This is a genomic window from Collinsella sp. LCP19S3_F2 (genome assembly GCF_052121015.1).
Lineage (GTDB): Bacteria > Actinomycetota > Coriobacteriia > Coriobacteriales > Coriobacteriaceae > Collinsella.
The window spans coordinates 23,865-46,595 of sequence record NZ_JBQKFA010000011.1 but is presented as its reverse complement, the minus strand read 5'-3'; the positions used below and the strand labels follow the sequence as shown (position 1 = coordinate 46,595).

19 protein-coding genes and 4 tRNA genes are annotated in these 22,731 nt (G+C 58.2%); all 23 read right to left on the bottom strand.

The window, feature by feature from the left end; all coding sequences use genetic code 11:
- Nucleotides 1-184: 184 nt before the first annotated feature.
- The 23 genes from ACTQX9_RS08545 to ACTQX9_RS08435 all read right to left on the bottom strand — a co-directional run bounded on the left by ACTQX9_RS08545 (nt 185) and on the right by ACTQX9_RS08435 (nt 22,691).
- A tRNA-Gly gene (locus ACTQX9_RS08545) sits at nt 185-260 on the bottom strand.
- A gap of 42 nt (nt 261-302) precedes the next feature.
- Nucleotides 303-376: transfer RNA gene (locus ACTQX9_RS08540), tRNA-Cys, on the bottom strand.
- Nucleotides 377-411: 35 nt separating this feature from the next.
- A tRNA-Gly gene (locus ACTQX9_RS08535) sits at nt 412-487 on the bottom strand.
- Between the two features lie 105 nt (nt 488-592).
- Nucleotides 593-1,339: an anti-sigma factor antagonist gene (locus ACTQX9_RS08530; RefSeq protein WP_441541206.1), complete on the bottom strand. Its 747-nt coding sequence runs from the start codon at nt 1,337-1,339 to the stop codon at nt 593-595.
- 81 nt (nt 1,340-1,420) lie between these two features.
- On the bottom strand, nt 1,421-3,766 hold the full coding sequence (locus tag ACTQX9_RS08525; RefSeq protein WP_441541204.1) for a SpoIIE family protein phosphatase: 2,346 nt from the start codon (nt 3,764-3,766) through the stop codon (nt 1,421-1,423).
- Nucleotides 3,767-3,825: 59 nt separating this feature from the next.
- Nucleotides 3,826-3,915, bottom strand: a tRNA-Leu gene (locus ACTQX9_RS08520).
- A gap of 590 nt (nt 3,916-4,505) precedes the next feature.
- Complete coding sequence (locus ACTQX9_RS08515; protein WP_427795958.1) at nt 4,506-5,534, bottom strand: ABC transporter ATP-binding protein; 1,029 nt, start codon at nt 5,532-5,534, stop codon at nt 4,506-4,508.
- A complete protein-coding gene (locus ACTQX9_RS08510) occupies nt 5,535-6,626 on the bottom strand; it encodes an ABC transporter ATP-binding protein (protein WP_154517437.1) in 1,092 nt (363 codons plus the stop codon).
- A 2-nt stretch (nt 6,627-6,628) separates the two neighbouring features.
- A complete protein-coding gene (locus ACTQX9_RS08505; protein WP_441541210.1) occupies nt 6,629-7,519 on the bottom strand; it encodes an ABC transporter permease in 891 nt (296 codons plus the stop codon).
- Nucleotides 7,520-7,578: 59 nt separating this feature from the next.
- Complete coding sequence (locus tag ACTQX9_RS08500; RefSeq protein ID WP_427795959.1) at nt 7,579-8,616, bottom strand: ABC transporter permease; 1,038 nt, start codon at nt 8,614-8,616, stop codon at nt 7,579-7,581.
- 157 nt (nt 8,617-8,773) lie between these two features.
- Nucleotides 8,774-10,450 (bottom strand): peptide ABC transporter substrate-binding protein, encoded by a 1,677-nt coding sequence (locus ACTQX9_RS08495; RefSeq protein ID WP_441541202.1) that lies wholly within the window; start codon nt 10,448-10,450, stop codon nt 8,774-8,776.
- 294 nt (nt 10,451-10,744) lie between these two features.
- On the bottom strand, nt 10,745-10,999 hold the full coding sequence (gene secG / locus ACTQX9_RS08490) for a preprotein translocase subunit SecG (RefSeq protein ID WP_006236144.1): 255 nt from the start codon (nt 10,997-10,999) through the stop codon (nt 10,745-10,747).
- A 163-nt stretch (nt 11,000-11,162) separates the two neighbouring features.
- Nucleotides 11,163-12,716: a 2,3-bisphosphoglycerate-independent phosphoglycerate mutase gene (gpmI, locus tag ACTQX9_RS08485; protein ID WP_427718639.1), complete on the bottom strand. Its 1,554-nt coding sequence runs from the start codon at nt 12,714-12,716 to the stop codon at nt 11,163-11,165.
- Nucleotides 12,717-12,721: 5 nt separating this feature from the next.
- The gene (gene tpiA / locus ACTQX9_RS08480; protein ID WP_154517452.1) at nt 12,722-13,489 is read right to left on the bottom strand and encodes a triose-phosphate isomerase; all 768 of its coding nucleotides are present in this window, start codon (nt 13,487-13,489) and stop codon (nt 12,722-12,724) included.
- Nucleotides 13,482-14,672 (bottom strand): phosphoglycerate kinase, encoded by a 1,191-nt coding sequence (locus tag ACTQX9_RS08475; RefSeq protein ID WP_304212190.1) that lies wholly within the window; start codon nt 14,670-14,672, stop codon nt 13,482-13,484. Before ACTQX9_RS08475 ends, tpiA begins: the two co-directional genes overlap by 8 nt.
- 140 nt (nt 14,673-14,812) lie before the next feature.
- Nucleotides 14,813-15,838, bottom strand: coding sequence for a type I glyceraldehyde-3-phosphate dehydrogenase (gap, locus tag ACTQX9_RS08470; protein WP_154517458.1), 1,026 nt, complete (start codon nt 15,836-15,838; stop codon nt 14,813-14,815).
- 193 nt (nt 15,839-16,031) lie between these two features.
- Nucleotides 16,032-16,961: a DNA-binding protein WhiA gene (gene whiA, locus ACTQX9_RS08465; RefSeq protein WP_441541200.1), complete on the bottom strand. Its 930-nt coding sequence runs from the start codon at nt 16,959-16,961 to the stop codon at nt 16,032-16,034.
- 6 nt (nt 16,962-16,967) lie between these two features.
- Nucleotides 16,968-17,888, bottom strand: coding sequence for an RNase adapter RapZ (rapZ, locus tag ACTQX9_RS08460; protein WP_427718645.1), 921 nt, complete (start codon nt 17,886-17,888; stop codon nt 16,968-16,970).
- Nucleotides 17,889-17,987: 99 nt separating this feature from the next.
- Entirely contained in the window at nt 17,988-18,674 is a 687-nt protein-coding gene (locus tag ACTQX9_RS08455; RefSeq protein WP_154517496.1) for an N-acetylmannosamine-6-phosphate 2-epimerase, read from the bottom strand.
- A 70-nt stretch (nt 18,675-18,744) separates the two neighbouring features.
- The gene (locus tag ACTQX9_RS08450) at nt 18,745-19,710 is read right to left on the bottom strand and encodes an ROK family protein (protein WP_427728775.1); all 966 of its coding nucleotides are present in this window, start codon (nt 19,708-19,710) and stop codon (nt 18,745-18,747) included.
- A 170-nt stretch (nt 19,711-19,880) separates the two neighbouring features.
- Nucleotides 19,881-20,801, bottom strand: a complete 921-nt coding sequence (locus ACTQX9_RS08445; protein WP_427718650.1) for a dihydrodipicolinate synthase family protein — start codon at nt 20,799-20,801, stop codon at nt 19,881-19,883.
- Between the two features lie 68 nt (nt 20,802-20,869).
- On the bottom strand, nt 20,870-21,721 hold the full coding sequence (locus ACTQX9_RS08440; RefSeq protein WP_441541198.1) for an acetylxylan esterase: 852 nt from the start codon (nt 21,719-21,721) through the stop codon (nt 20,870-20,872).
- Nucleotides 21,714-22,691, bottom strand: a complete 978-nt coding sequence (locus ACTQX9_RS08435; protein ID WP_441541196.1) for an acetylxylan esterase — start codon at nt 22,689-22,691, stop codon at nt 21,714-21,716. Before ACTQX9_RS08435 ends, ACTQX9_RS08440 begins: the two co-directional genes overlap by 8 nt.
- Nucleotides 22,692-22,731 lie beyond the last annotated feature (40 nt).

The following is a 22,731-nucleotide window of genomic DNA, read 5'->3' as shown; positions in this document are numbered from 1 at the left end:
AGCGGACAACGGGGCATCCGCGTATCCGCTTCGCGGATCCGCACCGGCTTCGGCCGCCTGCCGGCGACCTCGCCAGCTCGCTACAAACGCTCCGCGTTTGCTTAACGCTCGCTCCCTCTCGGGTTCGAGCCTCTGCAATGGGTACGAAAAAGCCCGGCTACCGTGGTAGTCGGGCTGTTGTGCTTGGAGCGGACAACGGGGCTCGAACCCGCGACCCCAACCTTGGCAAGGTTGTGCTCTACCAACTGAGCCATGTCCGCATATGTAAAACAAAACGGGCGCCGGAGCGCCCGGATGTTGCCTGGAGGCGAAGCCCGGATTCGAACCGGGGGTAAAGGCTTTGCAGGCCTCTGCCTTACCACTTGGCCACTTCGCCGAAAAAGGACCGTTAAGAACGGTCCGGAAATGCAATGGAGCGGACAACGGGGCTCGAACCCGCGACCCCAACCTTGGCAAGGTTGTGCTCTACCAACTGAGCCATGTCCGCTTGCGGGTTATTAATTTACGCGAGTTATCCAAAAGACGCAAGTACTTTTTTCAAAAAAGTTGCCCAAAGCAAGTTCACGCAGGAAAATCATGTCAACCCAAGGCGCTAAGCGCACGATTCCAATGCCGAGCTAAACAGCTTCACCATCCGAACGCGTGTGCCGGCACCATCCGTGCGACGGGCAACCTCCACATTATCGACGAGCATGCGCATAAGCTTGATACCGCGTCCGCGTTCCTCGGATGCCATCGGTTCGCTCGCCCCATCGATAGAATAGCCAGCGCCTCGATCAAGCACCTCAAGCACAACACGGTCCCCATAGGCCTGAATCGTCAGGATGCAGCCAACACCGCCCGCATGGTCATATGCATTACCCAATGCCTCCCCCAACGCTAATGCGACGTCATAGCGCTCATCACGCCTCAGGGGAAGTGATTCGAGAAGCTCGGCCACACGGTGCCGATAATACGGGAGATTCTCGATGCCTCGCTGCACCTTGACGCTCTTGCTCCATCGCGGCAACTCCCCCACCGGAATGGCGGGAATCGACTCCCGCACCGGACCCGCAACATGAAGGATGTCGACAAGTCGGGCAATCTCCAAAAAGCGAACGACCTCATCGGAGGCGTTAACAAGCGAAAGCAGCCCTTCTCGTCTCATAAGCTCTCTGGCACGCGTAAGCAAAAACGCCAAACCCGTCGAGTCGATAAAGCCTACGGTCTGGCAATTGATGACAACACGGCGCACGCCCCGGTCGATTAAATTATCCAACCGTCGGCGCAGCTCGGGCACCGAGGCGATATCGATATCGCCCGGTGGCGTCAAAACCGCTATGTCATTCCACTCATTCATGCGACCATGGTTCCCCAAAAGAGCTCGCTCGATGCACACTTTTCTGCAACCGTTAGGATTCTGTATGCCCAACGTCGCGACCTACGATCGACCCCGTAAAAACTCAAGGGACACCAATGCAATGTCATCGTCCAGCGCCGAGTCGGTAAAGCGGTCAAGCTCGCCCAAGACCTTACCGCAGATGCCCGATACGCCCTCACCCGAAACAGAGAGTAGAAGGTCGCGCAGGCGTTGCTCGCCAAAGAAAGCACCCGAGCGGTCGCGTGCTTCGATCGTTCCGTCGGTATACATAAACAGCATGTCACCAGGATCGAACGTAAACACGCCCGTCTCGTACACCATGCTCTCAAAGGCACCTATCACGCCCGATTGGCACCCAAGGAGCTCCACTTCTCCCCCGCAGGTCTCTCCTCCGCCATGCGGCGTCGACGACGGCCTAATGACCATAGTGGGAGGATGCCCCGCAGAGCAATAGGTAGCGCGGCCCGCTTTAAGATCAATCTTGGCGATAAACGCCGTCACAAACGTCTCGACCCTCGAAAAGCCCATGAGCATGCTATTGAGCGAGCGGGCCATGCGAGCGGGTCCCGCACCCTCCCAGGCATAAGCCGTCAACGCCGTCTTGACGAGCGCCGACATCGACGCCGCCTCAATTCCTTTGCCGGAGACATCGCCCAATATCATAACGGCGCAATCGTCGGGAAGACGGACTAGCGTATAGAAGTCGCCACCGACCAACGCCGAATTCGTTGCCGACAGGTATACCGAATCGGTTGCGATGCCCGGAACGTCGCCTAGCGAATTTCTCATGCCAATCTGAAGCGTCTGAGCGATATGACGCTCTTCACGCTTTTGAGACTCGCCCTCATAGATCAGCTCAAAGTCGTGTGCCAAATGCACCATGTAGTCGTATTCAAGGTCGTCGATTGGCTCCTGGCTGCCATCACGGAGCAGCAAAACGCGCCTCGTCGGTCCCTTGGCGATATCAGCGGGCACGATTGCATCGTTGCTTCGCGTACCATCCGCCTCCGAGCGGCAGCGCCCCGCCTCGATACCGGAATCGATATAAAGTCCCTGACACGGCAGGCCGTGGGCTCTCAACCATGCGCCCATAGTCGTGGATTCGTCCACGCGTGTAAGGCGCACGTGCTTGAGGTCGTCGGCGCTCGTCCCGCCCAGCACCGATGTCTCAAATCCATCGGAAATTGTCCCCAAGCGCGCCGCCGGCGTCGTGACAGAAAAGAAGAGTGACTCCGGATCGCCCGGCAATGCCACACGACTGCCGCCTTCAAAATCGATGACATAGGTTTCGAGGCCCGCATCATACTCCACGGGGCAGAAATGACAACTGAGCACAGCGCAGATTTCGGTCGATACCGCACGCGAGGCGGCAATAGGATCATCGAGATAGGCAAACAACTCATCGCGCAGCACGTTGAGAGAACGGCCAAGCTCTGCCGTGCGACGTGAACGCAGACTCGATGCCATGCCGACTAGTTGGATGGAGAGATAATCGCAAATGACCTCGAGCACGTTGACATCATAGGCAAGCGGCGCCTGCGGACGTTTCCAACCGACCTCCAACACACCGAGCACCTGAGTGCCATAAAACACGGGAAGACATATCTCGCTGCGGTATGGAGGCATATCTTGCACGCGTAGCAGGTGCTTAGAACGATTGTCCAGGTCCATGAACATACCCGAGGCAACCCTATCGCCCTCAAGGTCCTGCTGAATCGACAGGCGGCAGGCACGAGACTCACGGAGCACATACGTCGGGATACCCGCACCATACGGCATAAACTCGGGCAGGTAGCTGTCATACAGCTCCTTGGAAACACCGCGAAGCTTAAAACCGCCGCTCTCAGAAAAATAGATGGCAGCACCCGAGGCATCGAGGGTTCCTACAAGCTGGTTCAAAACGGTATCCAACAAACTAGGCAGCTCATCGGAGCCCACCGTGCTCATAATGACCGACAACGTGCCCGAGAGGCGCTTATTCGCCACTCTGAGCTCCGAAAGCGCACGCTTGAGCTGACGGTCATGCGAATACTGCTCTTCGATACTATGGAGCGCCACGAGAACACGCGGCGCACGGCGGCCAAAGATACGAGGCGGCGTAACCGAGCCGGCACAAACTAGGACGGGAATAAAGGAGCCGTCACTTAGCTTAAGCATCAACTCGCTCTCGGTACCATTGGTCTCAAAAGGAAGACGATGTTCTGTCGCGCGTTCAAATGCTGACGAGTACAAGAAATCTTTAACGTCCCCGTTGATCACATCGGAACGTTCCTCGCAGATCAAGTCGAGCAAGCGATTGTTTACATGCAAAATGGTTCCGTCGAGCTCGCAGATAATGACAGCATCGCTCGTAATATCGACCAATTGGGCAACGTCAACCCACTCATTGCGCTCAAGCGTTTCCATCGTGAACCTCACCGTCTATCGGTAACAAAAAAGCCTCCGAAGAGGCTTCTCAAATGCGATGGTGTCGGAGGCGGGACTTGAACCCGCATGACCAAAAAGCGGTCACTAGCACCTCAAGCTAGCGCGTCTGCCAATTCCGCCACTCCGACATGCTATATTGTTGATTCGCAGTTCGTTTTGTTGGACCCGCGCTTTCAACGAGGAAGATAATAACCTATGATTCGAGAACTGTGCAAGCACTTTTTTCAAAAAAGTTTACGAATTTGAAAATGCGCAGGTAGATCTATATGTCCGGGCCGGAATGGGGGCAACTTCCCAACGCGTCCTCGGGCATGCGGTACATTTTGATTCGCGCTTCGCGCTACAAAATGTACCGCCCCCTGCGAAATGCGTTGGGAAGTTGCCCCCATTCCGGCCCTACAGCCACATACTCCAAGTACGATTCTCAAACATATACTGGGGCTGATGCAAATTTGGTGGCTCGGCTTTGCCGAGCCCTTATATAAGGAGGCCGGAGCTAAAGCTCCGGCCTCGCTATCTTTCCCATTAGATTAAGTGAGCGATCAGGGAACCGCATTCCACCTGCCGAGTTGCCGCAGGGCCTGCCCTGGTGTTGCTTTTCAGAACATTCCGCAGGACGGAGGAAGCCCCGCAGCGCGCAGCGCGCAGCGGGGCTTCCGACATGTCCGAGGACGTTCTGAAAAGCAACACCAGGGCAGGCCCGGACGAAAACAACCGACTACAGGTCGATGTGAGATTCCTTGATCGGGAACGGCTCGGCGAAGTGGCAGGCGCAGCAGTGGCCCGGTGCGACTTCCCTAAACTCGGGAAGCTTCTCGGAGCAGATGCCCTGCGCGATCGGGCAGCGCGTGTGGAAACGGCAGCCAGTCGGCGGATCCAGCGGTGACGGCGGATCGCCGGCGAGGATGATGCGCTTACGGGACTTTTGGATATCCGGATCGGGAACCGGCACGGCAGACAGCAGCGACTGCGTATACGGGTGGTGAGGCTCGCTATAGAGCGTCTTCCAGTCAGAAACCTCGACCACCTTACCCAGATACATAACGGCAACGCGATCGGAGATGTGCTGAACGACGGACAGGTCGTGGGCGATAAACAGATACGCCGTACCAAACTTGTCCTGCAGCTCCTTAAGCAGGTTCAGAACCTGGGCCTGAATGGACACATCCAGAGCGGATACCGGCTCGTCACAGATAATCAGCTTGGGCTTCAGCGCAAAAGCGCGGGCAATGCCGACACGCTGACGCTGGCCACCCGAGAACTCATGAGGATAGCGGTTGATGTGCTCGGGGTTCAGTCCGACAACGTCGAGAAGCTCGCGGACGCGCTCAATGCGCTCCTCCTTGGTTCCCACGCCGTGAATGGTCATGGGTTCGGAGACGATCTCGCCGATGGTCATGCGAGGATTCAGCGAGGCATAAGGATCCTGGAAGATAAACTGCATCTCGCGACGCATATCCTTGATCTCATGCTTGCTCATTTCGGCAACATCTTTACCCTGGAAGAACACCTTACCGGCGGTCGGCTTGGTCAGGCGCATGATGGTGCGACCCGTAGTGGACTTACCGCAACCAGACTCACCAACCAGACCAAAGGTCTCACCAGGATAAATCTCAAAAGAGATGTCGTTTACAGCAGAGACGACGCGCTTGGAAAAACGCTTGGCGAACATGCCGGACTCTGCGGAGAACTCCTTAGAGAGGTGCTCGACCTTCAGTAGCGGAGTGCGCTCGTTATTGTCTGCCATTTACGCCTCGCCTCCCTTCTTGGAATCCTTACGTGTGCGGGACGTCTCAGGGGCGTTCTTGAGGAACTCGGGGTCACCGGAATAATGACACGCAGAATAGTGGCCGGACTCGGTGACAAAACGCTCGGGGCGCTGCTTGCGGCACTTATCGGTCGCATAGGGGCAACGAGGCGAGAACACACAACCCTCGGGCAGGTTCATGAGCGAAGGCGGGTTGCCGTGAATCGGCGTAAGCGGCTTCTTCTCATCGATGGCCTGCTCCGGGATGGAGCGAATCAGGCCCCAGGTATAAGGGTGACGGCTCTCGTAGAAGATTTCCTCAGCAGTACCGAACTCGACGGGACGGCCGGCGTACATAACCATGATCTTGTCGGCCATATCGGCGACAACACCCAGGTCATGGGTAATCATGATGATGGCGTTGCCGTTCTTCTCCTGCATTTCCTGCATAAGCTCAATAATCTGAGCCTGAATGGTAACGTCCAGGGCAGTCGTGGGCTCGTCGGCAATCAGAATATCGGGATCGCAGGCAAGGGCCATGGCAATCATGACGCGCTGACGCATACCACCAGAAAACTGGTGTGGATACTCATTGACGCGTTTCTCGGGCTCGGGAATGCCAACGAGGTCCAAAAGCTCGGTGGCGCGCTTGAGCGCCTCCTGCTTGGAGTAGCCACGGTGCAGACGAAGGCCCTCACCCACCTGCTTGCCGATCTTATAGACCGGGTTCAAGGAGGTCATAGGATCCTGGAAGATCATCGCGATATCGTTGCCACGAATGTGCTGCATCTCTTCCTCGGTCATCTCGAGGATAGAACGACCGCGATAGCGAACGTCACCGCCTTCAATCTTTCCCGGAGGCATCGAGATAAGACCCATGATGGTCATGGCGGTCACGGACTTACCGGAGCCGGACTCACCGACGACACCCAGGGTCTCGCCACGATCGAGCGTGTAGGACACACCATCGACAGCACGAACGACGCCATCCTCGGTGTGGAAATACATCTTAAGGTCATCAACCTCGAGCAGATGCTGGCCCTCGGGAACCGGCTGGTCCTTCAGGTCCACATAGTTCTTGTTCTTCTTCATCCTTATGCGTCCTTCATCTTGACGTCGAGGGCGTCGCGCAGACCGTCACCCAGCAGGGTGAAGGCGAGCACCGTCGAGAGAATTGCCAGACCGGGCATGATCATCATCCAGGGAGCAGTCAGAAGATACTGCTGGCCGTCCTGAATCATGGAGCCCCACGAAGGCGTAGGCGGAATAACGCCCATGCCGAGGAAGGACAGAGCGGACTCGGTCAGAATGGCGCCACCAATGTTCATAGTCGCGTAGACCACGATGGAGGCAACGGAGTTCGGGAAGATGTGACGCACGACGATACGAGCATCAGATGCACCCATCGCGCGCGCAGCGTCAACATAGTCGTTTTCCTTGACCGTCAAGATCGCGGATCGGAAGACGCGCGCAATCGAAGGCCAGCCAAGAATACCGATGGCGATAAAGACGTTCTGAAGACCACGGCCGATAACGGCGATCATGGCGACAACGAACAGCACGTACGGGAACGCAAGGAAGATGTCCGCACAGCGCATGATGATCGTATCCCAGATGCCGCCGTAGAAACCGGCCAGAGCGCCCATGACCAGACCAATCACCGTGGAGATCGCAGTGGCCATAATGCCGACGGACAGCGAAACGCGTGCACCGTAGATAACGCGGACGAGAATGTCACGGCCAAGGGAGTCGGTGCCAAACGGGTGCTCTGCACACGGAGCCAGCAGCGACGTCTCGGCCATGGTGGTCGAATCGGAAGCCGTCGGCGAACCGAGCCAGGGCTTAGCCCACAGATCTGCGGTCAAGGCAACCAAAACGACGATAATGATCCAGCAGACACCGATAACGGCGAGCTTGTTCTTACGAAGACGCTTAAAAGCGTCGCCCCACAGCGTGCGAGACTTGGCGGGAGCAGATGCGGCCATGGTGGCGGTAGCCTGCTCCTGAGACTGAGAATCAGTTTCCTGCATGAGACGTACCTCCCTTAGGCCTTATCCGACGGACCGCCAAGGCGGATGCGCGGGTCGAGGAATGCATAGCTAATGTCGACGAGCAGGTTGATCACCATGACGACGACGACGATGAGCGTAACGCCGCCCATAACGATGGGCCAGTCACGCATGCTAATGGCGCGATAGACCTCATAGCCGATACCGGGCCAGTTAAAAACCGTCTCGGTCAGGATGGCGCCCGAAAGCATGGCACCGAAGTCGACACCAATATAGGTAACGACGGGGATGAGTGCATTCTTAAGCGCATGCTTGATGATGATCGCGCGATTGGAGAGACCCTTGGCCTTTGCCGTACGGATGTAATCCTGGCTCATGACGTCAAGCAGCTGCGAGCGCATAATGCGGGCGGAATAAGCGGTCGAAACCGAAGCCAGCGTAATGGTCGGAAGCACATAGTGCATCCAATCCTGATACTGAGAACTGGAACCACCGGCACCCGAGATCGGCATGGAGAATGCACCGCCCGTGGCGTCCTTGAGAATGACGCCAAAGAACAGCTGCAGCAACATACCGAGCCAGAAGGCCGGGACGGCAACGAGGATCGACGTGGTGAGCGTTACCAAAATATCCCAGAAGGAATAACGCTTTACCGCCGAAATGATACCCGCACCGATACCCATGATTGCCTCGAGTACGATGGCGCATGCGGCAAGTTTGACCGTATACGGATACTTCTGGGCAAAGATTTCCGTAACCGGCAGCTTGCGCTGATATGAATTACCCAGATCGCCATGAAGCAGGCCGTTCATGTAATACAAGTAACGGTCCACGAGCGACGTTTGAACGGGGTCGCCGTTCTCGTCAAGGATCGCGTTGCCGTCCTCGTCCGATTGGACCAGGTGATAGCGGACGCGAAGCTGAAGCTCCACCTCGGGGGACAGAGCCTTGTCTCCACCGATCAGCTTGATCGGATCTCCCGGCACGATATTCTGGAGGGCGAACAGAATCAGCGTAACGCCCAAAAATACCGGGATGAACTGAAGCACACGTTTAACGATGTACTTACCCATACCACTCCCCTATCTAGGGATTAACTTAAATGGGATGCCGATCGCCAGACCGGCATCCCAAAATTACCATCAGCCAGTTTACCCCAGGTTAGGGAGAACTGTATGTTTCCCATGAGGTCTACGTAAATACTTGACCCTCACGGAAGTTGCAAAACTCTTAGGCGAGCTCAGCGGTACCCAGATCGGCGTGCTTCTGCGGATCGACATAGAGGTACTTGATGCGATCGGAGCCGGCGATGGTGTGCGTGTAGAACATCAGCGGGATGACCGGGCAGTCAGCAGCGACCATTGCGTCGGCCTCCTGCATCTTAGCGACGCGCTCTTCGTCGTCAATCGTGGTACGGGCCTCGTCGACCTTGGCGTCGAACTCGGGGTTGTTGTAACCAGAACGGTTGTCGCCACCGAGGGAGTCGGAGTGGAACAGCGGATACAGGAAGTTGTCCATGATCGGATAGTCGGCAATCCAGCCCAGACGACCGAACTGATAGTTGAGGTTCTGGTACTGCTCGAGCAGGGCAGACCACTCGGGGGTATCGGAGACGGCGGTAATGCCAACCTTGGCAAGGTCACCGATGATGGACTCCATGATCTCCTTGTGGCCACCGTCCTGGTTGTAGGACAGAGTCACGTTAATGCCACGATCGCCGTTGGCGTCAGCGGGAGCAACCTTGTCGAGGTACTCGTTAGCCTTGTCGACGTCGTAGGCGCAGAACTCCCATGCGCCCTCCTTGTAGCCATCGATGCCCGGAGGAACAATGCCGTCAGCGGGGGTGCGGGTACCCTTGAAGATGGTCTTGCAGATGGCCTCACGGTTGATGGCCAGGGAGATGCCCCTGCGCAGATCGGCGTTGTTGAACGGCTCGGCCGTGGTGTTGCAGGTCAGGTAGTAGGTGGAAGGCTCGGCGCCGAGCAGCATGCGCTCGCCGTCGCCCATGGTGTAGCCGTCCTTGGACTCGCCGCGATCCTTCTTGGCGGCGTCGATCTGAGCAACGGGAACGTCGCAGATGTCAAGGTTACCGGCCTGGAACTCCTTGTAAGCGGTCTCCACGTCCTTGATGACCTGGAAGTGGATGCTATCGATCTTGGCCTTGTCGCCATAGTAATCGTCGAACTTCTTGAGGTTGATCTCCTGACCATCCTCCCACTTGCCGTCCATCATGAACGGGCCGTTACCGATCGGGGCAAGGTAGAAGCTCTTGACATCGGACTCGGCGCACTCGGGAACCGGGGACAGAGCCGGATGAGAGGCGACGAAGGGGAAGTCGGCGTAAGCGGAAGTCAGCTTGACGACGAGGGTCTCATCGTCAGGGCAGGTAACACCGCTGAGCTCAGTAGTGTTACCGGCAAGCAGATCGTCATAGCCCTCGACCATGGAAAGGTGATAGGAGACCTCGGAAGGACCATACTCTTTAGCGACAGCGGACTTGGTGCTGACCAGACGCTCCCAACCGAGCTTGAAGGACTTGGAGGTAACGTCATCACCGTTGTGGAACTTGGCCTTCTTGATCTTGAAGGTAAACTCGGTGGCGTCGTCGTTGGCCTCGAAGGACTCGCAAGCCAGCGGAACGATCTCGCCCTTCTCGGCGTCATAAGAGGTCAGAGCGTCAAAGAGCTGGTACTCGACCTGAGTGCCCTGGTCCTCCTGGACATTGTAGGGGTCGATGCAGACCGGGTTATTGATGTAGAAGTTCAGCGTCGAACCGGACTCAGAACCGGAAGCGTCTCCGCCCTTCTTGCCGCATGCGGCAAGAAAAGCCATGGAGCTCGCAGCAAGGGTACCGCCGACAAAGGCGCGACGACCCATAACGGGCTGGTGGAACATAGAATCAGCCATGCCATCCTCCTTATGAGATAGGACAAAGAAATGTTCAGTCGGACATATGTCGAGACAATCCGATCCGAACTATCGAAACGCCGCCCGTTGCTATGGCTGGTTATGCACAACAGGCCAACGTTTTCAATACAGTAGCGCATTTTATGCACGATTTGGGGCTAATTCCGGTTAACGGTCGAGAATTTCTTTAGTTGGGCGCAGTATGTGGTGATATTCTGACTCTGTTACAAATATGTAAACAAAAAGGGTCCCGCACTTGCGGAACCCTTTTCAATTATTTTATGCGGCTCGTGCTTAGTAGCCCACGATGCCCTGCGGGAAGAAGAACATGCACAGCACGACGCACACGGCAAACACGACAGCCATGATGACGGTCAGGCGGTCAAGGTTCTGCTCCATAACGCCCGTGGCAGAGCTGGAGTTATACAGCGAGCTGGCAATCATATCCGAAACGCCGGTGCCCTTACCGGAATGCATCAGGACGAGAATCGTCAGCGCCACGGCAGAGACAGCCCAAACTACAAACAGCAGAATCTGAAACGGACCCATAGAGAAGCTCCTTAATAGAACAATTCAAACTCCAGTACTGTACCACAACCCCCGACACTCCCCACTTGCCATTTGGGGACGAGGTAGAAATGGCAAAAATACCAAAAAGGGGGTTGCCCGAATATGGTCAACCCCCTTGCAAAGAAACGCTTGGCGTTTTCTCTTAGGCCTCGGTCGCGAGCACGCGGCCCGTCATCTCGGCGGAAGGCTCCAGACCAGCCATGGTGAGCATAGTCGGGGCGATATCGGAAAGTCGACCGTCCTCGATACCGGCGAGCTGTGCCTTCTCATCAACGATGATGAACGGCACGCGGTTGGTGGTGTGAGCCGTAAACGGATGCTTGGAACCGTCGGAAGCAACGTCAAACATGTGATCGGCGTTGCCGTGGTCGGCGGTAATCAGCGCAAAGCCGCCCTTAGCGAGAATCGCCGGGACAACCTTGGACAGGGCATCGTCAACAGCCTCGACGGCCTTAACGGCCGCGTCGAAGACACCGGTGTGACCAACCATGTCGCAGTTCGCGAAGTTCACGATGTAGAAATCAGCGCGGTCCTCGTTGATGGCAGCGACGAGCTTCTCGGTAACCTCGGGAGCGCTCATCTCGGGCTGCAAATCGTAGGTAGCAACCTTGGGGGAAGCGACGAGCACGCGCTCCTCGCCCTCCTTGGGCTCCTCGATGCCGCCGTTAAGGAAGAACGTCACGTGGGCGTACTTCTCGGTCTCGGCGGTGTGCAGCTGCTTCAGGCCATTGGCTGCGATTACGTCGGCCAGAACGTTCTCGGGGAACGTCTTGGGGAAGGCGACCTCGACGTCAAACGTCGGATCGTATTCGGTCATCGTCACAAAGTGCGAGAGCTTGATCTGCTCGCGCTCAAAGCCGTCGAACTCCTTGTCCGTGAACACGCGGGTCATCTGACGAGCGCGGTCGGGACGGAAGTTGAAGAAGATGGCCGCGTCGCCCTCGTGGATGCCCTCGTTGTGGGCAGCGAACGGCTCAACGAACTCATCGCCGCGCGGATCCTTCTCGTAGTAGGCCTTGATACCGGCAACGGGGTCGGTATCGGCATCGGACGCATTGACCATGACGTCGTAGGCGCGCTCGATGCGCTCCCAACGGTTGTCGCGGTCCATGGCCCAATAACGGCCCGAGACGGTAGCAACGCGAGCGTCGCAACCAGTCTCCTCGGAGATCTTGGCCAGGAAGGCGCAGAACTCGCTCATGTAGCCGGCACCGGACTGCGGATCGACGTCGCGGCCATCCATAAAGGCGTGAACGCGAACGGTCTTAATGCCATACTGGGCAGCCATCTTGACCAGGGCCTCGACATGGTTCATGTGAGAATGAACACCGCCGGGGCTCATAAGGCCCATGAGGTGCAGGGTCTTGCCCTCGGCCTTGACGTCATCCATAGCCTTGACGAAAACCTCGTTCTTGGCGATGGAGCCGTCCTTGATGGCGTTGTTGATGCGCGAAAGCTCCTGAAACACGATGCGGCCGGCACCGATGTTGAGGTGACCCACCTCGGAGTTGCCCATCTGGCCGTCGGGAAGGCCCACGTCCTCGCCCGAAGCACCGAGCGTGGTGTGAGGATACTTCTCGTACAGGCTATCGAGGAAGGGCGTCTTGGCGGCAGCGACGGCGTTCTCGCCGTCGGCCGGAGCCAAGCCGCAGCCATCCATGATGATTAGGAGTGCAGGAAGATGACGCTGTGCCATATGCCCTACTCGCCTGCCTTGACGACCATAGAGGCGAAGTCGGCAGCCTTGAGCGAAGCGCCGCCCACGAGGGCGCCGTCAACGTCGGGCTTGGCAACAAGCTCAGCGATGTTGGCGGGCTTGGCGGAGCCACCATAAAGAACGCGGATGCCGTTGGCGAGCTCCTCGCCGAACATCTCCTTGAGGGTCTCACGGATAGCGCCGCAGACCTCCTGAGCGTCCTCGGCGGTAGCGGTCTTGCCGGTGCCGATGGCCCAGATGGGCTCGTAGGCGACGACGACCTGCTTGGGGCAGGTGATCTCAAGACCCTCGAGACCAGCCTTGACCTGGTTCACGACATGCTCGACATAGGTGCCGGCCTCGCGAACCTCAAGGGACTCACCGCAGCAGAAGACGGGAACAAGACCGGCGGCAACGAGAGCCTTAGCCTTCTTGTTCTGGTCCTCATCGGTCTCGTGGAAGTAGTCACGACGCTCGGAGTGGCCGATGATGCAGTAGGTGCAGCCAGCGGACTTGAGCATGTCGCAAGAGGACTCACCGGTGAAGGCACCCTTGGCCTCCCAGTACACGTTCTGTGCACCGAGGGCGATGGGGGCAGCCTGAATGCGGTCATGAACCGTAGTAATGTCGATGGTCGGAGGGCAGACGAGCACCTCGACGCCAGCCGGAACCTCGGGCAGAGCCTGGGCCAGCTCGTCGGCGAGCTTGGCAGCCTCGGCGACGTCGTTGTTCATCTTCCAGTTACCAGCGATAAGAAGGGTGCGATTAGGCATCGAGAAGCGCCTCCACTCCGGGCAGGGCCTTACCCTCGACGAGCTCCATGGAAGCGCCACCGCCGGTGGAGATCCAGCTCATCTTGTCGGCCAGGTTAAACTTGTTGACGGCTGCGACGGAATCGCCACCACCGATGATCGAGGTGCAATCAGCCTCGGCGACAGCCTCGGCGATAGCCTGGGTGCCGTGAGCGAAGTTGTCGAACTCAAAGACGCCCATGGGGCCATTCCAGAATACGGTCTTGGCGCCCTTGACGGCCTCGGCGTAGAGCTCCTCGGTCTTGGGGCCGATGTCCATGCCCTCACGGTCGTCGGGGATAGCGTCGGAAGCGACAACCTCGGGGACAGCGTCCTCGCCAAAGTGGTCGGCAACACGGTTGTCGATGGGGAGCAGGATCTTGACGCCCTTCTCCTCGGCCTTCTTGAGCATCTCGCCAGCGCGCTCGACCCAGTCCTCTTCCTTGAGGGACTGACCGACGGTCATGCCCTGAGCCAGGAAGAAGGTATAGGCCATGCCGCCACCGATAATCAGGGTGTCGGCGGAGTCGATAAGGTGATCGAGAACGCCGATCTTGGAGGAAACCTTGGAACCGCCGACGATGGCGACGAAGGGACGCTCGGGCTCGGCGAAGATACCGGTCAGCGTGTCGACCTCCTTCTCCAGAAGGAAGCCAGCGACTGCGGGCAGGTAAGCGGCGGGACCCACGACGGAACCCTGGGCGCGGTGAGCGGTACCGAAGGCGTCGAGGACGAAGACGTCGCCATAGGAAGCGAGGGTCTTGGCGATCTCGGGATCGTTCTTCTTCTCACGCTTGTCAAAACGGACGTTCTCGAGAACGAGGACCTTGCCCGGCTCGACGGCGGCGACGGCCTCGGCGGCCTTCTCGCCATAAGTGTCGGCGACAAAAGCAACATCGAGACCAGAGAGCTCGGCGAGCTTCTTGGCGACGGGCTCGAGGGAAAGCTCGGGCTGGAAGCCGGTGCCCTCGGGACGGCCGAGGTGGCTCATGAGGATAACGCGAGCATTGTGCTCAACGAGATAGTTGATGGTGGGCAGGGCAGCCTTGATACGGGTGGTGTCGCCAACGACGCCATCCTTGATAGGCACGTTGAAGTCAACGCGGACGAGAACGCGCTTGCCGTCGACATCGATGTCGCGGACGGTCTTCTTGGTAAAGGCCATGTTTGCTTCTACCTTTCGTACGTGTCTGCCTCCCATTACGGCAGACGATTTCTTATAAAAAGGGCGCGACCTTAGGGTGTAAGCCCTATAAGGCCGCGCCCTTTTTTAGACGCTCAACGAGCTATTCGCTAAAAGCCAAATTAAGCAACGAACTTCTCGAAGTACTTGATGGTGCGGACCATCTGAGAGGTGTAGGAGTTCTCGTTGTCGTACCAAGAGGTAACCTGAACGAGGGTCTGGCCGTTGCCGAGGTCAGAGCACATGGTCTGAGTGGCGTCGAAGATGGAGCCATGGGTCTCGCCGATGATATCGGTGGAGACGATGTCGTCCTCGTTGTAAGCGAAGGTCTCGGAGATGGTGGCAGCGTAGGCCTTCATAGCGGCGTTGACCTCGTCGGCGGTAACCTTCTTGTCAACGACAGCGTAGAGGTTGGTGAGGGAGCCGGTCGGCGTCGGGACGCGCTGGGCGGCACCGATGAGCTTACCGTTGAGCTCGGGGAGAACCAGGCCGATAGCCTTGGCAGCACCGGTGGTGTTGGGGACGATGTTGACGGCGCAGGCGCGGCTACGACGCTTGTTGCCCTTGCGCTGCGGGCCGTCGAGCGGCATCTGGTCGCCAGTCCAGGCGTGAATGGTGGTCATGATGCCGGACACGATGGGAGCGAAGTCGTTCAGACCCTTGGCCATCGGGGCGAGGCAGTTGGTGGTGCAGGAAGCAGCGGAGATGATGTTGTCCTCAGCGGTCAGCGTCTCATGGTTGACGTTGTACACGATGGTGGGCAGATCGCTGCCGGCCGGAGCGGAGATGACGACCTTCTTGGCACCAGCGTTGATGTGGGCCTGAGCCTTAGCCTTGCTGGTGTAGAAGCCAGTACACTCGAGAACGACGTCGACGTCGAGGTCGCCCCAAGGCAGGTTGTTGGCGTCGGCCTCCTTGTAGATCTTGATCTCCTTGCCGTCAACGGTGATGGAATCCTCGCCAGCGACGACCTCGTGATCGCGAGCATAGTTGCCCTGCGTGGAGTCGTACTTCAGCAGGTAAGCGAGCATATCGGGAGAGGTGAGGTCGTTGATAGCGACGATCTCGGAGCCCTCATGACCGAACATCTGACGGAAGGCCAGACGACCGATGCGACCGAAGCCGTTAATAGCAACCTTTACTGCCATTGTGTCTCCTTTCGTAAGGCCCCCGCAAGCTACAGCGCCCGCCGTTGAGGCCCACAAACTAACCACTCGCCTAATATACCTTTTTTTTGACTTGAATTTCACGAGAATGCTCGAAATTGAAAATCAAATTTGCTTTAAAACGTTTTAAAGCATAAAACAGCAGTTCAAGTACTATATAAACTGCCGCTTTAAACTACTTGTTCGCTTCAATGAGCTTTTCAAGACGCAAAACACGGTGATATAGGGCCGACTTTGACAAAGGAGGGTCGGCCATCTCCCCCAAATCTCGCAGTGAGAGATCGGGATAGCGCTCACGTAAGTCACAAAAGGCCGCCAAGGCATCCGGGAGCACATCGCGCATGCCGCGTCGCTCAAGCTCCTCGATAAGCGCGAGCTGATGTTGGGCAGCGCCGGCGCTTCTCGTCTGGTTGGCCAGCTCAGCATTCACGCGACGATTTACGTCGTTTTTCACCAACTTGACCGCACGGGCTTCCTCGATTTCGGCAACGCTGCGCTTGGCACCAATCAATTTGAGCAAATGCTCAATCTCCTCGGCGCTCTTGATGTACACGGCATATGATCCTCGCCGGGCGTTGACACGCGCATGAACCCCGACCTGCTCCAACAGGTCGCAAAGCCCCTTGGCGTATTGTTCGCCCTGCACCGCAATCTCCAGGTGAAAATCGCCACGCGGGTCTGCCACAAAGCCGCCGGCAATCAAAGCGCCGCGAATGTAGGCGAGCCTGCAGCAGGGCCGGGCGACGATATGGCGCGGCACACCGGCGACGAGCCCTCCCCTGCGGTCGAGAATGCCCAGCAGAACCAAAGCCTTATCGAGGTCGGGCTGGTCGGGCAAGGTGATGAGATAGTTTCGCACCTTATGCAAGACCGACTTGCGGACGGTAAACTCCGTTTTGAGCTTGAGGATGCGGTGCGTCAGCGTAATCATCGTGCGTGCAACGGCACCCGTCTCGGTCGCAACCGTCAAACGGTACCGACCAGAGCCCGCCAGCGAAAGCGTGCCACTCACACGTGTAAGAGCGGCAAGTGTCGACAGATCGCAATATTCACATTCGGGTTCGCAGCGCGCAAGCTCGTCACGCACCTCGGCGGTAAACGACATTCAAACCTATGCTTTCGTGTTGGCACGCGACAAGTCGCGGTGAGAAATGCTCACGTGATACTGAGCACCTTCCAGGTATCGGGCCGTAGCCTCTGCAATGGCAACGCTGCGGTGCTGGCCGCCCGTACAGCCGATGGCAATGGAAAGCTGCGGCTTGCCCTCCGCGATATAACCCGGCATGACCGTATCGAGCAACTGCGTCCAAACCTTCCAGAACTCCTGCGTCTTGGGATGGTCCAGGACAAAGTCGGAGACCTTCTTATCGAGGCCGGTCAACGTGCGCATCTCGGGGTCGTAGAATGGATTAGGCAGGAAGCGAACATCGATCATGATGTCTGCCTCGACGGGCATACCATGCTTAAAGCCAAATGAGAAGACGTGGACGTCCATGAGCTGCTGGTCGGACAGCTCTGAAAAAGCCGCACGCAGCTTATTGCGTAAAGCAGAGGTACGAAGGCGGCTCGTATCGATGATCATATCGGCTCGGTCGCGCACGCCCTGGAGTTGTAAACGCTCGCGCTGGATGGCGTCGGCCGTGGTCTCCCCCGGCTTCGCAATGGGATGGCGGCGGCGGTTTTCGCTGTAGCGGCGAATCAGCACCTCATCAGATGCATCGAGAAACACAATGTCACAGCTCATCTCGCGCTCTTCCAAGGCGGCAACGGCGTCAAGCAGCTCATCAAACAGGCCTTGGCTGCGAAGGTCACAGGTAACAGCAAGATGTCTACCCACACCCGTATTGATGCCAACAAGCTCTGCGAGCTGCGCAATCAGGCGCGGAGGCAGGTTGTCGATACAAAAATAGCCCATGTCCTCAAACACATGCATGGCTTGCGTTCGGCCCGATCCGGACATTCCGGTGATGATGACGATATCGGGAATGCGCTCCGTGCGCTCCGCCGCATCCATGGCATCTCCCTTTTGCATGTGCTGCCTCCTAAAATAAGCGCAGGACCCGGCCAGCGGATCCCGCGCGATCAATTGCCTTAGTTGAGTATACCGCCCCAAGCGGATACGAGGCCCGTCTTACGCCTCAAGCGCAGCCTTGAACCAACTCGTAATACTTGTGGGGTGCGTAATGGCAGTGCCAACGACAACGGCCCAGGCGCCGGCGTCAATCGCGGCGCGAGCCTCCTCGGGCGTATGCACACGGCCCTCGCAAATAATGGGAAGACCGGGGAACTCCTCGGTTGCCTGGCGCAAAAGCGGCAGGTCGGGGCCGTCTGCCATGGTGCAATCGATGGCGGCGACGCCATGCGAAAGCGTAGTGGAAACCAAATCGAAGCCCATGTCGACCGCGCGGCGGATATCCTCGATCGTGGCGCAGTCCGCCATCAGAAGCACGCCCTCCTCGTGCAGCGGACGAAAAGTGTCCTCGAGCGACTTGCCATCGGGGCGCGGACGATCGGTGGCGTCAATCGCCACGATGTCAGCACCGGCAGCAACGCAGGCGCGGGCGTGACGCAGCGTCGGCGTGATGTAAACGCCCTCGTGTCCATCCTTCCACAGGCCGATAACAGGAACCTCACAACGACCCTTAATGGCAGCAATGTCGGCAAGGCCCTGGCAACGAATGGCGGCGGCGCCACCGAGTTCGCAAGCGCGAGACATTTGAGCCATGGTCTCGGGCGTACGAAGCGGCTCGCCCATATACGCCTGAACGCTCACGATGAGCTTACCCTTCAGGGATTGAATTAAAGGATCGACGGTCATAAGGCTATAACCTTTCTCAGAACAGCCTCCCGAGGCGTGTCGTCTCGGGAGGCTCCTACAGCAGATACGTTTACTTTAACGAGGCAAGAAGATGCTCGGCGGCACCGATAAGCGGTGCGTCGCCCTCCAGAGAACCGATGAGGATCGGCGTGTCCTGAAGCGGATCGAGCGCTTGGCTGGCATAGCCCTCGTGTACCGAATCCTTCCACGTCTGCGAACGCCAATCGGGTCCCTGGTGAATTACGCCACCCGAAAGCACGATGACCTCTGGATCCAGAATGTTGGCGAGCGAGCCCAAGCTAGCGCCCAATGCAAAGCCGGCATCGTGGATGACCTCGGTCGCCTTTGCGTCACCCGCGCGGCACAGGTCGTTCACGTCGCGGCCAACCGAGGGACGGCTGGGGTCAACACGACCGAAGCGCTCGTCGTACATGCGCCCAATCGACGTACCCGAAGCCACCGACTCCAGATGGCCGGAACGCCCGCAGGCGCAGGGAATGCCGGCGGCAGCCGAGCACTCGATGTGGCCCATATGGCCGGCAGCGCCATGGAAGCCCTGCATCACGCGGCCGTTCTCGACATATGCGCCTCCGATACCCGTACCGATGCCCAGACACAAGACGGAGAACTTGCCCTTGCCGACGCCCCAATGGGCCTCACCCAGAGCATGAGCCTGCACGTCGCCTACAACGGCAACGGGAAGACCGAGGTCCTCGCGCAGACGCGGCCCCAACTGAACGCCGGACCAGCCGGGCATGATCTCGTTGGCATACGCGATGGCGCCCGTCTTGGGATCGACGACGCCAGCGGCACCGATACCGACGCCAAGGACCTCGACATCGGGATTCGCCTCGAGAGCGGCCTTGATGGACGCCTCGATACGCTGGAAGACGGCCTCACCGCCCTCTTGGGCCTCGGTGGGAACCTCAGCCTCAAATACGGGATGGGGCACGCCGCCATCAGCCGGATATTCCATAATGGCGGTCGCAATCTTGGTGCCACCGATATCAACGGAGCAGATGTACTTGTTCTCCATGTCGCTCTCCTTAGGAGATAAAAACAACTACAGGAAATAAAGGCGGTGTTATCGCCGCAGCTTGCTAAAGGCTTCCCGAGTGCCCGGGGTTGGGGTGAAAGCGGTCGGGCATTGACCTAATGGGTCACGCTCGATCGCTTGAGCCCCAAGATCGGGTGCCCGGGAAAGCTTTACAGGAGACCGTTGTCCTGGAGGACCTTCCTAATCGCCTCGACGTTCTCGCCGGTCATGGCCTTCACCGGGCGCGGCATGGTCGGGCTGTCGAAAATGCCCATGAGGTTCATAGCGGTCTTGAAGGCGCCAACGCCACCGGCATAGCCCTGGACGCCCGAGGTGACGTCCCAGATGTGCGAAATCTCATTGAGGCGATCCTGCTCGGCTTTGACGGTAGCCCAGTCACCAGCCTGAGCGGCCTTCCACTGACGCACGTAGCCCTCGGGCTCAACGTTGGCGAGACCCGGGACAGAGCCGTCGGCGCCACCAAGGTAGGCACCGTCGACGACGACCTCATGGCCGGTGAGGATGCTCATCGGATGGCCGTTCTTCTCGTTCTCCTGAACGAGGTAGCGGAACGAGACGTCGTCACCCGAGGAATCCTTGACGCCAGCAAGGACGCCCTCGGCGCCGAGCTTTGCAAGGAGCTTCCAGGGGAGCTTGGTGTGAACGCACACGGGAATGTCATAGGCAAAGATGGGCAGGTCGAGCTCCTCGTGCAGGATGCGGAAATGCTCCTCGACCTCGGTCATGCCCTGCAGGGCATAGAACGGGCAGGTGGCAACGAGCGCATCGGCGCCCAGCTCCTGAGCAACCTTACCGTGCTCAATCATGCGCTCGGTCTCGGTATCGATGATGCCGACCAGAACAGGAACGCGGTGGTCGACGATTCGAACGGCCTCGGCGATGATCTGTCGACGACGCTCGTCGGTGGAGAAAACGACCTCACCCGAAGAGCCCAGGAAGAACAGGCCATCGACGCCGGCGTCGATCATGCGGTTGATGCTGCGCTCAAAGGAGGCAACGTCGAGCTGGTGATCTTCGGTATCGGGAACAACGACGGGAGGAATAACACCGGTGAATTTCTGAGTTGCCACAAGAATCTCCTTAGTTGTCTGGCGGGTGGCCCTATGCCGCCCACTCTTGTTGGCAGTGTCCAGGCCGTCTAGGCCAAAGAACACAGGTAGAACGCTTGGTTAAAGAAGTCGACGACTTCGTTTTCGAACGCATTGATGCGTTCGTGAGCATATTTGGCATAGATAATATGCCTCCGGTCACACTCAAGACCGTTGAATACGGCAAACTGGCTCTTGGGATCGCTCACGGCATCCATGAGCGATGTACCCATGAGTACCGATCCGCGCACCCGAGACGACAGCGCTTCGAGGCCGCCGGGAAGCGGATTGGCAACCGCCGTGCAGGCAAGGCCCCGCTCGTCCAGAGCAGAAACCGCCAGCGCGACTCCACCGCCAAGGCCCTCGCCCCATGCAAAGATGCGGTCGGGGTCCATGCCGTCAAGATTGCGCGCGACCTTTGCCATTGCACAGCCCCAGCGGACGCGTTCAACAAAAACGGGCGAGGTAACCCCCTGCTTCAGCTCGCTGAGCCCAATCACATCGTCGTCCAGCGCAAGCACGGCATATCCCATGGCGGCAAACCTCGTCATGTGATGCCATCCACGTACGGGTCGGTCGATGTCATGAAACATCAGGCATAGCGGCACAAGCTCGGATGCCCGGGCACAACCTGAGGGCTCAATCAAACGGCCGTGTACGACTTCCCCGGCAAGTTCAAAGGAAACCTCGGAGTAGCGCGCGCACGGATTGGCGAAATCAATCGCCGTGACAGTCAGTCCGCAAACCTCAAGGTCCGAAGCGGCTGCCTCCAACTCGGAAACATCCGCCAAGGCATCGCCGCGCCAATCACGGAAATCGGAGAGCCTTGACGAAACCGTCCCAGAGATCCCCGCAAGCTCGGGGTCAATCAGCTCATTGACATTGCTCTCGCACTTAGACATGAGCCTCCCCTTCCTTGCAGAAAAACGGAATGATCAGATCGTCAAAATCCTGAATCTCCTCGTGGCCAAAGCCCTCAAAGAACTCATGGCGCTTCTCACAGGTCAGGTTATTGTAGACCGCAAACTGCGTCGCCGGTGGACAGACGATATCAGCCGTTCCCGTGCCAAACAGCACGGGGCATTTGACCATGGGGGCAAAGTTCTTGGAATCGAAATACGCCAGCTTGGCATAGGCCTCGTCAATACGAGTCGAGTCCTCGTCAAACCAGCGAGACCAATAGCGCAGGCCCTCGTAGGCAATGTCGTCGGCATCCAAATCCCAGACCAGGCGGAAATCCGACAGGAAAGGATAGAGGATGGCGGCACGATTGATAAGCTCGCTGTTAAGCGCGCAGGTCGCAATGCCCAAGCCACCGCCCTGCGACGCACCGTTCACAAAAACACGGGCAAGATCGATGCCCTCGAGCTCGCGAACAATGCGGCACAGAATGCGGATATCCTGATGCAAGCGTACGTAGTAGAGATTGGCCGGGTCGCCGTCGATACCGGCAACGATATGCCCGGCAACCGTTGTGCCTTCAAATCCACCAATATCCTCGGAGGGGCCACCCTGACCGGGGCAGTCGAGGGCGACAAGTGCCATGCCCATACCCGCAAACGACGCCTGCTCGAACCAGCTGCGGCTTGCGCCCGGATAGCCGTGGAACTGTAGCACCAGCGGCACGGACTCGTCCGAAACCGGCTTGAGATACTTGGCATGCAGGCGGGCGCCACACATGCCGGTATACCAGAGGTCAAAAAACTGGCAGGTCGCAGCATCGGCAATCGATGCCTCCTCGACCGAATAGTCGATCTCGACGGCGTCAGCCTCGGCCATGCGGTCGTTCCAAAAGAGATCGAAATCTGATGGACGAGGCATGGCGCCCCGATAACCACCAAATTGCTGTTGTAGCTCCTGAGCGCTTGGCATGGCTCGTGAACCCAACCTTTCGAAATCGCAACGAGGGTGC

Bases quoted from the DNA above. Each gene is read 5' to 3' on its own strand.
- ACTQX9_RS08515 (WP_427795958.1), bottom strand. From the start codon at position 5,534: ATGGCAGACAATAACGAGCGCACTCCGCTACTGAAGGTCGAGCACCTC.
- secG (WP_006236144.1), bottom strand. From the start codon at position 10,999: ATGGGTCCGTTTCAGATTCTGCTGTTTGTAGTTTGGGCTGTCTCTGCC.
- ACTQX9_RS08510 (WP_154517437.1), bottom strand. From the start codon at position 6,626: ATGAAGAAGAACAAGAACTATGTGGACCTGAAGGACCAGCCGGTTCCC.
- ACTQX9_RS08455 (WP_154517496.1), bottom strand. From the start codon at position 18,674: ATGACCGTCGATCCTTTAATTCAATCCCTGAAGGGTAAGCTCATCGTG.
- ACTQX9_RS08440 (WP_441541198.1), bottom strand. From the start codon at position 21,721: ATGTCTAAGTGCGAGAGCAATGTCAATGAGCTGATTGACCCCGAGCTT.
- ACTQX9_RS08530 (WP_441541206.1), bottom strand. From the start codon at position 1,339: ATGAATGAGTGGAATGACATAGCGGTTTTGACGCCACCGGGCGATATC.
- ACTQX9_RS08505 (WP_441541210.1), bottom strand. From the start codon at position 7,519: ATGGCCGCATCTGCTCCCGCCAAGTCTCGCACGCTGTGGGGCGACGCT.
- ACTQX9_RS08495 (WP_441541202.1), bottom strand. From the start codon at position 10,450: ATGGCTGATTCTATGTTCCACCAGCCCGTTATGGGTCGTCGCGCCTTT.
- tpiA (WP_154517452.1), bottom strand. From the start codon at position 13,489: ATGCCTAATCGCACCCTTCTTATCGCTGGTAACTGGAAGATGAACAAC.
- ACTQX9_RS08450 (WP_427728775.1), bottom strand. From the start codon at position 19,710: ATGGAGAACAAGTACATCTGCTCCGTTGATATCGGTGGCACCAAGATT.
- gpmI (WP_427718639.1), bottom strand. From the start codon at position 12,716: ATGGCACAGCGTCATCTTCCTGCACTCCTAATCATCATGGATGGCTGC.
- ACTQX9_RS08525 (WP_441541204.1), bottom strand. From the start codon at position 3,766: ATGGAAACGCTTGAGCGCAATGAGTGGGTTGACGTTGCCCAATTGGTC.
- ACTQX9_RS08475 (WP_304212190.1), bottom strand. From the start codon at position 14,672: ATGGCCTTTACCAAGAAGACCGTCCGCGACATCGATGTCGACGGCAAG.
- ACTQX9_RS08500 (WP_427795959.1), bottom strand. From the start codon at position 8,616: ATGGGTAAGTACATCGTTAAACGTGTGCTTCAGTTCATCCCGGTATTT.
- ACTQX9_RS08435 (WP_441541196.1), bottom strand. From the start codon at position 22,691: ATGCCAAGCGCTCAGGAGCTACAACAGCAATTTGGTGGTTATCGGGGC.
- whiA (WP_441541200.1), bottom strand. From the start codon at position 16,961: ATGTCGTTTACCGCCGAGGTGCGTGACGAGCTTGCGCGCTGCGAACCC.
- gap (WP_154517458.1), bottom strand. From the start codon at position 15,838: ATGGCAGTAAAGGTTGCTATTAACGGCTTCGGTCGCATCGGTCGTCTG.
- rapZ (WP_427718645.1), bottom strand. From the start codon at position 17,888: ATGCAAAAGGGAGATGCCATGGATGCGGCGGAGCGCACGGAGCGCATT.